The organism is Micromonospora sp. GCM10011542 (assembly GCF_042650685.1).
Taxonomy (GTDB): domain Bacteria; phylum Actinomycetota; class Actinomycetes; order Mycobacteriales; family Micromonosporaceae; genus Micromonospora.
Window position 1 is genome coordinate 162223 of sequence record NZ_JBHSBO010000028.1, and the last position, 13159, is coordinate 175381.

Genomic DNA, 13159 nt, shown 5'->3' on the forward strand with positions numbered 1-13159 from the left:
CCGCGCCGGTCCGGACACGACGAGGCCCCCGGCGGATGCCGGGGGCCTCGTCGTGCGATTGGTGCTTAGCGGTACGACCCGAAGTCGAAGTCGTCCAGCGGCACGGCCTGCCCGCCGGCCGGCCCGAACCCGTAGTCGGTCTCCGGGTAGCCGGTCATGGAGTAGACCTTGGCCTTCGCCTCCTCGGTCGGCTCGACCCGGACGTTGCGGTACTTGCTGATACCGGTACCGGCCGGGATGAGCTTTCCGATGATCACGTTCTCCTTGAGGCCGACCAGCGAGTCGCTGCGCGAGTTGATCGCCGCGTCGGTCAGCACCCGGGTGGTCTCCTGGAAGGAGGCCGCCGAGAGCCAGGAGTCCGTGGCCAGCGAGGCCTTGGTGATACCCATCAGCACCGGACGACCGGCGGCGGGCTCGCCGCCCTCCGAGACGAGCCGGCGGTTCTCCGACTCGAACAGCGCCCGGTCGACCAGCACGCCCGGCAGGAACTCGGTCGAGCCGGAGTCGATGACCGTCACCCGCTTGAGCATCTGGCGAATGATGATCTCGATGTGCTTGTCGTGGATGAGCACACCCTGCGAGCGGTAGACCTCCTGGACCTCCTGGGTCAGGTGGACCTGGACCGCGCGCGGGCCGAGGATGCGCAGCAGCTCGTGCGGGTCGATGGTGCCCTCGGTGAGCTTCTCGCCGACCTCGACGTGACCACCGTCGTGGGTCCGCAGCCGGACCCGCTTGGAGATCTTGTCGTAGACGATCTCGTCGCTGCCATCGTCCGGCACCACGATGATCTTCCGCGAGCGCTCGCCGTCCTCGATCCGGATCCGACCGGGGGTGTCGGCGATGGGCGCCTTACCCTTCGGAACCCGGGCCTCGAAGATTTCCTGGACACGCGGCAGACCCTGGGTGATGTCCTCACCCGCGACACCACCGGTGTGGAAGGTACGCATCGTCAGCTGCGTACCCGGCTCACCGATCGACTGGGCGGCGATGATGCCGACCGCCTCGCCGACGTCCACGGTCTTGCCGGTCGGCAGCGAACGCCCGTAGCAGGCACCGCAGACGCCCAGCTTCGACTCGCAGGTCAGCACGCTGCGCACCCGGACGGTCTCGACCCCGGCGGCGACGATCTTGTCGACCCCGATGGAGTTGATGTCCTGACCCCGCTCGGCGACCACGGTGCCGTCCGGCCCCTTGATGTCGTCGGCCAGGGTACGGGCGTGCACGCTGGTCTCGGCGTGCTCGTGCACGACCAGCCTGCCGTCCTCCAGGCGCTCGCCGATCTGCATCGGGATCGCCCGGTCGGTGCCGCAGTCCTCCTCGCGGATGATCACGTCCTGCGAGACGTCCACCAGACGACGGGTCAGGTAACCCGAGTCGGCGGTACGCAGCGCGGTGTCGGCGAGACCCTTACGGGCACCGTGCGTGGAGATGAAGTACTCCAGCACGGACAGACCCTCCCGGTAGCTGGCCTTGATCGGCCGCGGGATGATCTCGCCCTTCGGGTTGGCCACCAGACCACGGATCGCCGCGATCTGCCGGAGCTGGAGCAGGTTACCGCGAGCACCCGAGTTGATCATCTTCCACAGCGGGTTCTCCTGCGGCAGCGCGGTGTCCATCTCCTTGGCGACCTCGTTGGTCGCCTTGGTCCAGATCTCGATGAGCTCGCCGCGACGCTCCTCGGCGGTCATCAGACCACGCTGGTACTGCTTGTCGATCCGGTCGGCTTCCTTCTCGTACTTCTCCAGGATCTCCGCCTTGCGCGGCGGAGCGATGACGTCCTCCATGCCGATGGTGACGCCGGACCAGGTGGCCCAGTGGAAACCGGCCTCCTTGAGCCCGTCCAGGGTGGCGGCCAGCGCCACCTTGGGGAAGCGCTCGGCGAGGTCGTTCACGATCGCGGAGAGCTGACCCTTGCGGATCTCGTAGTTCACGAAGCGGTAGCCCTGCGGCAGCGTCTCGTTGAACAGGACCCGGCCGAGCGTGGTCTCCACGGTCAGCGGGTCACCCTCGACCCAACCCTCCGGAGCGGTCCACGCCTCGGCGCCGGCGCCGTTGTCGACCCCGACCACGCCAGCCAGCCGGATCTTCACCGGCGCCTGCAGGTGCAGCTCGCCGTTGTCGAAGGCCATCCGCGCCTCGGCGTCCGAGCTGAACGCCCGGCCCTCGCCCTTCTCACCGGCGGTGAGGTGGGTGAGGTGGTACAGGCCGATGACCATGTCCTGGGTCGGCATGGTGACCGGCTTGCCGTCGGCCGGCTTGAGGATGTTGTTCGACGACAGCATCAGGATCCGGGCCTCGGCCTGGGCCTCGGCGGACAGCGGCACGTGCACCGCCATCTGGTCACCGTCGAAGTCGGCGTTGAACGCGGTGCAGACCAGCGGGTGGATCTGGATCGCCTTGCCCTCGACCAGCTGCGGCTCGAAGGCCTGGATGCCCAGACGGTGCAGGGTCGGCGCGCGGTTCAGCAGCACCGGGTGCTCGCCGATGACCTCTTCCAGCACGTCCCACACGACCGGGCGCTGCCGCTCGACCATCCGCTTGGCGGACTTGATGTTCTGTGCGTGGTTGAGGTCGACCAGCCGCTTCATCACGAACGGCTTGAACAGCTCCAGCGCCATCTGCTTGGGCAGACCGCACTGGTGCAGCTTGAGCTTCGGGCCGACCACGATGACCGAACGGCCGGAGTAGTCGACGCGCTTGCCCAGCAGGTTCTGGCGGAACCGGCCCTGCTTGCCCTTGAGCATGTCGGAGAGCGACTTGAGCGGGCGGTTACCCGGACCGGTGACCGGCCGGCCGCGGCGGCCGTTGTCGAACAGCGCGTCGACGGCCTCCTGGAGCATCCGCTTCTCGTTGTTGACGATGATCTCGGGCGCGCCGAGGTCGATCAGTCGCTTGAGGCGGTTGTTCCGGTTGATCACGCGGCGGTACAGGTCGTTCAGGTCCGACGTGGCGAACCGACCACCGTCGAGCTGCACCATCGGGCGCAGGTCCGGCGGGATGACCGGGACGCAGTCCAGCACCATGCCGAGCGGCGAGTTGCGGGTGTTCAGGAACGCCGCCACGACCTTGAGCCGCTTGAGCGCCCGGATCTTCCGCTGGCCCTTGCCGGACCGGATGGTCTCCCGCAGGCTCTCGGCCTCGGCGTCGAGGTCCATGTTCTGGACCAGCGCCTTGATCGCCTCGGCGCCCATGGACCCGGTGAAGTACTCACCGAACCGGTCGCGCAGCTCGCGGTAGAGCAGCTCGTCGGTGACCAGCTGCTTCGGCTCCAGCTTGCGGAAGGTGTCCAGCACCTCGTCCAGGCGGTCGATCTCGCGCTGGGCCCGGTCGCGGATCTGGCGCATCTCGCGCTCTCCGCCCTCCTTGACCTTGCGCCGGACGTCCGCCTTGGCACCCTCGGCCTCCAGCTCGGCCAGGTCGGCCTCGAGCTTGGCGGCCCGCTTCTCGATCTCCGAGTCGCGGCTGTTCTCGGACTGCCGCTTCTCGGCCAGGATCTCGTTCTCGATCGTCGAGAGGTCACGGTGACGCGACTCGGCGTCAACGCTCGTCACGACGTACGAGGCGAAGTAGATGATCTTCTCGAGGTCCTTGGGGGCGAGGTCCAGCAGGTAACCCAGCCGGCTCGGGACGCCCTTGAAGTACCAGATGTGGGTCACCGGAGCAGCGAGCTCGATGTGCCCCATCCGCTCACGACGGACCTTGGAACGGGTCACCTCGACGCCGCAGCGCTCGCAGATGATGCCCTTGAACCGGACGCGCTTGTACTTACCGCAGTAGCACTCCCAGTCCCGCTGCGGACCGAAGATCTTCTCGCAGAAGAGCCCGTCCTTCTCCGGCTTCAGGGTGCGGTAGTTGATCGTCTCAGGCTTCTTGACCTCGCCGTGCGACCACTGACGGATGTCGTCGGCGGTGGCGAGACCAATGCGCAGCTCGTCGAAGAAGTTGACGTCGAGCACTATGTCCCCTATGTCGTCGTCTGTACTGCTAGCTAACCGGCGAGGTTCGGGGCAGGGTCACCCTGCCCCGAACCACCACCTCAGACCTCTTCGACCGAGCTCGGCTCGCGCCGGGACAGGTCGATGCCCAGCTCCTCCGCGGCCCGGAACACCTCGTCGTCGGTCTCGCGCATCTCCAGGGCCACGCCGTCGCTGGAGAGCACCTCGACGTTGAGGCACAGCGACTGCAGCTCCTTGAGCAGCACCTTGAACGACTCCGGGATGCCCGGCTCCGGGATGTTCTCGCCCTTGACGATGGCCTCGTAGACCTTCACGCGGCCCAGGACATCGTCGGACTTGATCGTGAGCAGCTCCTGCAGGGCGTACGCGGCGCCGTACGCCTGCATCGCCCAGCACTCCATCTCACCGAAGCGCTGACCACCGAACTGCGCCTTACCACCCAGCGGCTGCTGCGTGATCATCGAGTACGGGCCGGTCGACCGAGCGTGGATCTTGTCGTCGACCAGGTGGTTGAGCTTCAGGATGTAGATGTAGCCGACCGCGATCGGGTCCGGCAGCGGCTCGCCGGAGCGACCGTCGAACAGCTGCGCCTTGCCGCTGGCACCGATCAGCTGGTTGCCGTCCCGGTTGGGCAGGGTCGACGAGAGCAGACCGGCGATCTCCTCCTCGCGCGCACCGTCGAAGACCGGGGTGGCCACGTTCGTGTCCCCCTCGGACTCGTGCGCGTCGATCGACCGCAGCTGCTTCTTCCAGGCCGCGTCGTCGCCCTCGACCTTCCAGCCGGTCTTGGCGACCCAGCCGAGGTGGGTCTCGAGCACCTGACCGATGTTCATCCGGCTCGGCACACCCAGCGGGTTGAGCACGATGTCGACGGGGGTGCCGTCCTCCAGGAACGGCATGTCCTCGATCGGCAGGATCTTGGAGATGACGCCCTTGTTACCGTGCCGGCCGGCGAGCTTGTCGCCGTCCTGGATCTTCCGCTTCTGGGCCACGTAGACCCGGACCAGCTCGTTGACGCCCGGGGGCAGCTCGTCGCCGTCCTCGCGCGAGAACGTACGCACACCGATGACCGTGCCGGTCTCGCCGTGCGGCACCTTCAGCGAGGTGTCCCGGACCTCACGCGCCTTCTCACCGAAGATCGCGCGAAGCAGCCGCTCCTCCGGGGTCAGCTCGGTCTCACCCTTGGGCGTGACCTTGCCGACCAGGATGTCGCCGGGGACGACCTCGGCACCGATCCGGATGATGCCGCGCTCGTCGAGGTCGGCGAGCATTTCCTCGCTGACGTTCGGGATGTCGCGGGTGATCTCCTCCGGACCCAGCTTGGTGTCCCGGGCGTCGACCTCGTGCTCCTCGATGTGGATCGAGGTGAGCACATCCTGCTGCACGAGGCGCTGCGACAGGATGATCGCGTCCTCGTAGTTGTGGCCCTCCCAGCACATGAACGCCACGAGCAGGTTGCGCCCGAGCGCCATCTCGCCCTCGTCCGTGCAGGGACCGTCGGCGATGACCTGACCGGCCTCGACGCGGTCGCCCTCGAAGACGACCGGCTTCTGGTTGACGCAGGAGCCGGCGTTGGAGCGACGGAACTTGTGCAGCAGGTACGTCCGGCGGTGACCGTCGTCCTGGTGGATGGTGATGTAGTCGGCGCAGAGGTCCTCGATGACACCACCGGCCTCGGCGACCACCACGTCACCGGCGTCGACGGCGGCCCGGTACTCCATGCCCGTACCGACCAGCGGCGCCTCGGCCTTGACCAGCGGCACCGCCTGGCGCTGCATGTTCGCGCCCATCAGTGCCCGGTTGGCGTCGTCGTGCTCGAGGAACGGGATCATGGCGGTCGCGACCGAGACCATCTGCCGCGGCGACACGTCCATGTAGTCGACGGCGGCGGGGACCACGTCCTCGGTCTCGCCACCCTTACGACGACACAGGACCCGGTCCTCGGCGAACGTGCCGTCAGCCTTCAGCGGCGCGTTGGCCTGGGCCTTGACGAACCGGTCCTCCTCGTCCGCGGTCAGGTAGTCGATCTGGTCGGTGACCCGACCATCGACGACCTTGCGGTACGGCGTCTCGATGAAGCCGAACGGGTTGACGCGGGCGAAGGTGGACAGCGCGCCGATCAGGCCGATGTTCGGGCCTTCCGGCGTCTCGATCGGGCACATCCGGCCGTAGTGGGACGGGTGCACGTCGCGGACCTCGAAGCCGGCCCGCTCCCGGGACAGACCACCCGGGCCGAGCGCGCTCAGCCGGCGCCGGTGGGTCAGGCCCGCCAGCGGGTTGGTCTGGTCCATGAACTGGGACAGCTGCGACGTCCCGAAGAACTCCTTGATCGCCGCCACCACCGGGCGGATGTTGATCAGGGTCTGCGGGGTGATCGCCTCGACGTCCTGCGTGGTCATCCGCTCGCGGACGACCCGCTCCATCCGGGACAGGCCGACCCGGACCTGGTTCTGGATCAGCTCACCCACGGTGCGCAGGCGCCGGTTGCCGAAGTGGTCGATGTCGTCGGCCTCGTAGCCCTCCTCACCGGCGTGCAGCCGGCAGAGGTACTCCACGGTGGCGACGATGTCGTCCTCGGTCAGCGTGCCGGTGGTGATCGGCACGTCGACTTCGAGCTTCTTGTTGAACTTGTAGCGCCCGACCTTGGCGACGTCGTACCGCTTCGGGTTGAAGAAGAGGTTGTCGAGCAGGGTCTGGGCGTTCTCGCGCGTCGGCGGCTCGCCAGGGCGGAGCTTGCGGTAGATGTCGAGCAGGGCCTCGTCCTGGCCGGCGATGTGGTCCTTCTCGAGCGTGGTCATCATGAGCTCGGACCAGCCGAACCGCTCACGGATCCGCTCGGCCGACCATCCGATGGCCTTGAGCAGGACCGTGACGGCCTGCCGACGCTTACGGTCGATGCGTACGCCGACCGTGTCGCGCTTGTCGATGTCGAACTCCAGCCAGGCACCCCGACTCGGGATGACCTTGACGCTGGAGAGGTCGCGGTCGGAGGTCTTGTCCGGCTGCTTGTCGAAGTACACGCCCGGGGACCGGACGAGTTGGCTGACCACGACGCGCTCGGTGCCGTTGATGACGAAGGTGCCCTTGGGCGTCATCATCGGGAAGTCACCCATGAACACCGTCTGGCTCTTGATCTCGCCAGTGGTGTTGTTGGTGAACTCCGCGGTCACGAAGAGCGGGGCGCAGTAGGTCAGGTCCTTCTCCTTGCACTCCTCGATCGAGGCCTTGACCTCGTCGAAGCGCGGAGCCGAGAAGGAGAGCGACATGGTGCCGGAGAAGTCCTCAATGGGACTGATCTCTTCGAGAATCTCCGCGAGACCCGAGCGTGCGTGCGGGTCGTCCGCCGACCGGCCCTGCCAAGCCTCGTTGCCGACGAGCCAGTCGAAGGACTCGTTCTGAATGGCGAGGAGGTTGGGGACCTCGAGGTGTTCGGTGATCCTGCCGAATGAAACTCGGCGGGGAGCGAATGCGCTCGACGTACGACTGGTCTTCGCAGGGCGGGAAGCTGCCAAGATGCGTCCTTCCGAGGACCGGTGCTGCAGAACGGCTGGTACGCGTGCACTCCAATGACCCCACCAGAAATATCCGCAAACGGACATTTCCGAGCAGGGGTCAAGTCGGAAGGCAGCGCAAACTAGCAGTGTAGCCGAGAGGCTAACCGCTGTCCAGCCCACCCCGCAGGTTGTCGCGGAACGCGCCTGGGACCCGCTGAAAACCGGGGTCTACCGGGCCGCTCGGAACGCAACTTTCCTGTCGGGCCGCTCGGGTTGCCGCGGCCGATGGTGCCGCCGCTGCATTACCCACGTCATGGCCGTCGCAAGCGCGGTGTCTTGCTGGTGTCAGCGTGCCTGGCTGGCCGGTGCCGCGTCAAGGGCCGGGATCCGGGTCGGGCCGTCTTTCCTCCCGAAGGGCGACCGCGACGCTCCACCCGGTCACCGGACGACCGCCGTCGAGGCCCAGCTCAGCACCCCGCGGCCGGCGCCACCAACACGGCGGGCGGTGATCCCTGTCGGATCACCGCCCGCCGCGATGCGGTGGTGTCCCGGCTGATGCCGGGCACGCGCCTGGTGGTGCTCAGGTCACTTGAGGGTGACCTTGGCGCCCTCGCCCTCGAGCTTGGCCTTGGCCTTCTCGGCGGTCTCCTTGTTGACCTTCTCCAGGATGGCCTTCGGCGCGGACTCGACCGCGTCCTTGGCCTCCTTGAGGCCCAGGCCGGTCAGCTCGCGCACGACCTTGATGACCTGGATCTTCTTGCCACCGTCAGCCTCGAGGACGACGTCGAACTCGTCCTTCTCCGGCTCGGCCTCGGCGGCGGCCGGAGCGCCACCCGCGGCGGCGACCGCGACCGGAGCCGCGGCGGTGACCTCGAAGGTCTCCTCGAACTGCTTCACGAACTCGGAGAGCTCGATCAGCGTCATCTCCTTGAACGCGTCGAGCAGCTCGTCGGTGCTGAGCTTCGCCATGTCTGGCGTCCTTTCCTGGATCTGTTAAGTAAGAACTGGTGCGCTCGGACGGCCTCAGGCCGCCTCGGCGCTCTCCTTCTCGCGCTTGTCCTGCAGGGCAGCCGCCAGACGGGCGGTCTTCGACAGCGGGGCCTGGAACAGGGCCGCGGCCTTGCTCAGGTTGCCCTTCATCGCGCCGGCCAGCTTGGCCAGCAGCACCTCGCGGGACTCCAGGTCGGCGAGCTTCGTGACCTCGGCCGCGGAAATGGCCTTGCCCTCGAAGACACCGCCCTTGATGACGAGCTTCGGGTTGGCCTTCGCGAAGTCGCGAAGCCCCTTCGCCGCCTCGACGACGTCGCCCGAAACGAAAGTCAGCGCGGTAGGACCGGTGAACAGCTCGTCGAGGCCGGAGATGCCCGCATCGGACGCGGCACGCTTCGCCAGCGTGTTCTTCGCGACCGTGTAGGTGGTCTCCTTGCCGAGCGAGCGTCGCAGCTGGGTGAGCTGGGAAACCGTCAGACCGCGGTACTCGGTCAGCACCGCAGCGCCCGCGTTGCGGAAGCTCTCGGTCAGCTCAGCGACGGCCGTGGCCTTGTCGGCCCGGATCGGCTTGTCCGCCATGTCCCTCCTCTCTCGTTACTCGAGGCTGGTTCCCATCCGGCGCCGAAGCGTCGAGGGGGCGGAGGCAGCACGACAACGAAAAAGCCCCGGCGCAGGGCGCACGGGGCGAGGACCGGCGGGTGATCACGGTCGGCCGACCATGTTCCCTGCCGAGTTACGCTTGCCGCCCTACGCGGGTCGCCCGTTGTCGCGGGACCTTCGACCGTGCCGGAGCACGGTGACCAGCGGTCTCTGGGTGGTTCCTCATCCATGAGAACACGGATGACGTGTGAAGGGTACGCGACGGCGCGACCAGCGCCAAATCGCTCCCCCTGTGCCCCGGGCCACCCCGTCCCGCCGGCATCCAGGGCGGCGCGGCCGAGGGCGACTGTCAGCCGCCCGCCCGGCGCCGCCACAGGTAGCCGCCGATCCCGGCGGCGCTCCAGGCCAGTGCCCACGCGGTGAGCCCGAGCAGGGTGAGCGCGGCCGCGTCACCCGCGGTGGTCCGTGCCGTCGCCATGATCGGCGGCGCCAGCCAGGGCGCCACCGAGCCGCCGAGCCCGAGCACCACCGCGCCGACGCCGCCGAGGGCCAGCACCGCGACGCCGTACCCGGCCCCACCGACCAACGCCCGGCTGGCCAGCGCCCCCAGGGCCACCCCGGCGGGTACGGCCGACAGATGCGCCCACAGCCCCAGGGCGACGCCGACCGGCACCGACCGGTCCGCCGGATCCACCGGGCCGGTGACCCCGCCGACCAACCACGGGAAGATCAGCGCGACGGCCACCGTGACCAGCGCCACCACGCCGGCGGCCAGCAACCCCGCCAGCCGTTCCCGGGCCACCCCGACCGCCACCTGGGCCAGCCGGCGCTGCACGTCCGGCTCGACGTCCAGCAGGATCTTCGTCTGCCAGGCCAGCACCGGGAAGAGCACGACCGCCGACACGCCGTACGCCTCGGAGGGCTGCGCCCGGCCGCCGCCGTACAGGATGCCGAGGGCGACCAGCCCGGCGAGCAGTGGCGCCACCGCCCGGCCGGTACGCAGGAACCCGGCGAGCCGGAAGCGGACCAGGGCGGTCATCGGCCCTCCCCCGCGGCCGGCTCGACCACCGCGCCCTCGGGCTCGTCGGCCGGACGGAGCCGCGGCGCGGCGGGTCGAGCGTCGGGTGCGGGGCTGGAGTCGTCGGGACGTACCCGTAGGACGTGGTGGCCCTCGGCGCGCAGGCGGGCGACGGTGCCGGCGACCCGCGCGGCCGGCACGGCGACCTCGACCACGGCGATGGCCTCGTCGGCCGACGTCTCCTCGGTCACCGCGCCGTCGGCGACCATCCACCGGCGGGCGCCGGGCAGCCGGACCGTCTCGCCCCGGTGATCGCTGACCAGGACCGAACCACCGGCGGTCAGCACCTCGTCGATCAGCGCGGGGACCAGCTCGCGGGTGGCGGCGTCCAGCCCCTCCCACGGCTCGTCGAGCACCAGCAGGCCGGGTTGGCGCAGCATCGCCTGGGCCAGCCCGACCTTCTGCGCGGTGCCCTTGGACAGCTCCGGCAGACGGACCGAGCGGAACGCGGCCAGCCCGAGCCGGTCGGTCCAGGCCGTCACCGCCTCGTCGGCCGCGGCGCGGCTCAGACCGGCCACCCGGGCCATCCCGGTGAGGTAGTGCGCCACGGTGAAGGGCTGGTCGGCGGGAAAGCGCTCCGGAACCCAGCCCACCCGCGCCGGTCGGTCGGTGACCCGGCCCCGGCCCGGACGGAGCACCCCGGCGGCCACCTGGAGCAGCGTCGACTTGCCCACCCCGTTACGGCCCAGCACGACCGCCACCTCACCCGGGCCGAGCCGCACCCGCACGTCGCGCAGCACCCACGGCCCCCGCCGGCGGTACCGCAACCAGACGTTCTCCAGCCGCATGCGGTGGAGCCTGCCACACCCGAGACGCGCCGGGGCGCCGCCACGGTGTGGCGGCGCCCCGGTGGAGCGGAGTGTCGGCTCAGGCCTCGGCCGAGCCCTCCTGCAGGTTCTTCACCACGTTCGGGTCGACCGGAACACCCGGGCCCATCGTGGTGGTCAGGACGACCTTGCGCAGGTACTTGCCCTTCGCCGCGGACGGCTTGGCCCGCAGCACCTCGTCGAGCACCGCAGCGTAGTTGTCCACCAGCTGGGTCTCCGAGAAGGAGGCCTTACCGATGATCAGGTGCAGGTTGGAGTGCTTGTCCACCCGGAAGGTGATCTTGCCGCCCTTGATGTCCTGCACCGCCTTGGTGACGTCCATGGTCACCGTGCCGGTCTTCGGGTTCGGCATGAGACCGCGCGGGCCCAGGATCCGCGCGATCCGGCCGATCTTGGCCATCTGGTCCGGCGTGGCGATCGCCGCGTCGAAGTCCAGCCAACCACCCTGGATCCGGGCGACCAGCTCGTCGGTGCCCACCTCGTCCGCACCCGCGGCGACGGCCTCTTCGGCCTTCGCGCCACCGGCGAAGACGATCACGCGGGCGGTCTTACCGGTGCCGTGCGGCAGGTTGACCACACCGCGGACCATCTGGTCCGCCTTGCGGGGGTCGACGCCGAGGCGCATCGCGACCTCGACCGTGGCGTCGAACTTGACGTTGGTGGTCTCCTTGGCCAGCTTCACGGCCTCGGCGGGGGTGTAGAGCTTCGACCGGTCGATGACATCGGCGGCCTTGCGGTAGCTCTTGCTGCGCTGCATTGCTGAATACTCCTGTGGTCTCTGGCGGGCCGCTCGGCGCGGCCCTCCCACGATCAGGTCGTCGGCCGGAGCCGAGGTCAGTCGTTGACGGTGATGCCCATCGACCGGGCCGTGCCGGCGATGATCTTCTCGGCCTGGTCCAGGTCGTTGGCGTTGAGGTCGGCCATCTTCTTCTCGGCGATCTCACGCAGCTGGGCACGGCTGACCGAGCCGACCTTCTCGCTCTGCGGAACGCCCGAGCCCTTCTGCACACCGGCGGCCTTGATCAGCAGCCGGGCGGCGGGCGGGGTCTTCAGGACGAAGCTGAAGGAGCGGTCCTCGTAGACGCTGATCTCGGCGGGGACGATGTCGCCCCGCTGGGACTCGGTCTGCGCGTTGTAGGACTTGCAGAACTCCATGATGTTCACGCCGTGCTGGCCGAGCGCGGGGCCGACCGGCGGCGCCGGCGTGGCCTGGCCCGCCGGCAGCTGAAGCGTGAACGTCTTGACGAGCTTCTTCTTCGGAGGCATGTCACTTCCTGGGGCTTGGAGCTGGGAAAATGCGGCTGACGCCGGCCGGTCGGGCGCGCACGGTCAGCGCGGTGCGACAGCGGCGACGTTCAAGAGTAGCGCAGACCGGAACCCACCCGTGCGCGGAGGTGCGGCGGGAGGGCGTACGGCGACGCCGGCGGCGGGCCGGGCCCACCGCCGGCGACCGGTCAGATCTTGGCGACCTGGTTGAAGTTGAGCTCCACCGGCGTCTCGCGACCGAAGATCGACACCAGCACCTTGAGCTTCTGCTGGTCGGCGTTGATCTCGCTGATGGTGGCCGGCAGCGACGCGAACGCGCCGTCGGTGACGGTGACCGAGTCGCCGACCTCGAAGTCGAGGACCTTGATCTCGGGCTTCGCCTTCTTCGCCGCCTCGGTCTCGACCGCCGGCGCCAGCCACTTGAGCACCTCGTCGAGGGAGAGCGGCGCGGGCCGGTCGGCCCGGTCGGTCGCGCCGACGAAGCCGGTCACGCCCGGAGTGTTGCGGACGCAGGAGTAGGACTCCGCGGTCAGCTCCATCCGGACCAGGATGTAACCCGGGAAGACCTTCGCCTGGACCTGCGAACGCTTGCCGTTCTTGACCTCGACCTCTTCCCGGGTCGGCACCTCGACCTGGTAGATGAAGTCCTCCATGTCGAGGCTCGTGATCCGGGTCTCGAGGTTGGTCTTGACCTTGTTCTCGTAGCCGGCGTACGAGTGCACCACGTACCAGTCGCCCGGTGCGTAACGCAGCTTCTGCCGCAGCTCGGCGACGGGATCGTAATCCTCGTCCGGCGCGGGCTCGGTGGTGGGGAACTCCGGCTCGCTGGCGGCCTCGACAGACTCGTCACCAGTCGCCGTCGCGACCGTGGACTGCTCGTCCACGGGTCCGGCGGTCTCGTCGTACTCAGGCACGCTCGCTCACTTCCATCACTATCGGCTTGAGGCA

At 68.8% G+C, this 13159-nt stretch carries 9 protein-coding genes; all 9 read right to left on the minus strand.

Features of this window, described 5'->3' with window-relative positions; translation table 11 throughout:
* Nucleotides 1-65 precede the first annotated feature (65 nt).
* The 9 genes from ACFOW4_RS10010 to nusG all read right to left on the minus strand — a co-directional run bounded on the left by ACFOW4_RS10010 (nucleotide 66) and on the right by nusG (nucleotide 13125).
* Nucleotides 66-3956 (minus strand): DNA-directed RNA polymerase subunit beta', encoded by a 3891-nt coding sequence (locus tag ACFOW4_RS10010; RefSeq protein WP_377526473.1) that lies wholly within the window; start codon nucleotides 3954-3956, stop codon nucleotides 66-68.
* A gap of 80 nt (nucleotides 3957-4036) precedes the next feature.
* Complete coding sequence (locus ACFOW4_RS10015) at nucleotides 4037-7468, minus strand: DNA-directed RNA polymerase subunit beta (protein ID WP_377526475.1); 3432 nt, start codon at nucleotides 7466-7468, stop codon at nucleotides 4037-4039.
* A gap of 567 nt (nucleotides 7469-8035) precedes the next feature.
* Complete coding sequence (rplL, locus tag ACFOW4_RS10020; RefSeq protein ID WP_089018937.1) at nucleotides 8036-8419, minus strand: 50S ribosomal protein L7/L12; 384 nt, start codon at nucleotides 8417-8419, stop codon at nucleotides 8036-8038.
* Nucleotides 8420-8473: 54 nt separating this feature from the next.
* On the minus strand, nucleotides 8474-9019 hold the full coding sequence (rplJ, locus tag ACFOW4_RS10025; protein WP_377526476.1) for a 50S ribosomal protein L10: 546 nt from the start codon (nucleotides 9017-9019) through the stop codon (nucleotides 8474-8476).
* 370 nt (nucleotides 9020-9389) lie between these two features.
* Complete coding sequence (locus ACFOW4_RS10030; RefSeq protein ID WP_377526478.1) at nucleotides 9390-10079, minus strand: hypothetical protein; 690 nt, start codon at nucleotides 10077-10079, stop codon at nucleotides 9390-9392.
* Nucleotides 10076-10906, minus strand: coding sequence for an ATP-binding cassette domain-containing protein (locus ACFOW4_RS10035; protein ID WP_377526479.1), 831 nt, complete (start codon nucleotides 10904-10906; stop codon nucleotides 10076-10078). The genes ACFOW4_RS10030 and ACFOW4_RS10035 overlap by 4 nt, the downstream gene beginning before the upstream one ends.
* 79 nt (nucleotides 10907-10985) lie before the next feature.
* On the minus strand, nucleotides 10986-11702 hold the full coding sequence (gene rplA, locus ACFOW4_RS10040; protein WP_377526481.1) for a 50S ribosomal protein L1: 717 nt from the start codon (nucleotides 11700-11702) through the stop codon (nucleotides 10986-10988).
* A 77-nt stretch (nucleotides 11703-11779) separates the two neighbouring features.
* Nucleotides 11780-12211 carry a 50S ribosomal protein L11 gene (gene rplK, locus ACFOW4_RS10045; RefSeq protein WP_377526482.1) on the minus strand — a complete coding sequence of 144 codons (432 nt, stop codon included), beginning with the start codon at nucleotides 12209-12211 and terminating at the stop codon, nucleotides 11780-11782.
* 188 nt (nucleotides 12212-12399) lie between these two features.
* Nucleotides 12400-13125 carry a transcription termination/antitermination protein NusG gene (gene nusG, locus ACFOW4_RS10050; protein ID WP_377526484.1) on the minus strand — a complete coding sequence of 242 codons (726 nt, stop codon included), beginning with the start codon at nucleotides 13123-13125 and terminating at the stop codon, nucleotides 12400-12402.
* Between the last annotated feature and the right edge of the window lie 34 nt (nucleotides 13126-13159).

Coding starts and splice junctions, on each gene's coding strand:
- rplL (WP_089018937.1), bottom strand. CDS start 8,419: ATGGCGAAGCTCAGCACCGACGAGCTGCTCGACGCGTTCAAGGAGATG.
- rplJ (WP_377526476.1), bottom strand. CDS start 9,019: ATGGCGGACAAGCCGATCCGGGCCGACAAGGCCACGGCCGTCGCTGAG.
- ACFOW4_RS10030 (WP_377526478.1), bottom strand. CDS start 10,079: ATGACCGCCCTGGTCCGCTTCCGGCTCGCCGGGTTCCTGCGTACCGGC.
- ACFOW4_RS10035 (WP_377526479.1), bottom strand. CDS start 10,906: ATGCGGCTGGAGAACGTCTGGTTGCGGTACCGCCGGCGGGGGCCGTGG.
- rplA (WP_377526481.1), bottom strand. CDS start 11,702: ATGCAGCGCAGCAAGAGCTACCGCAAGGCCGCCGATGTCATCGACCGG.
- rplK (WP_377526482.1), bottom strand. CDS start 12,211: ATGCCTCCGAAGAAGAAGCTCGTCAAGACGTTCACGCTTCAGCTGCCG.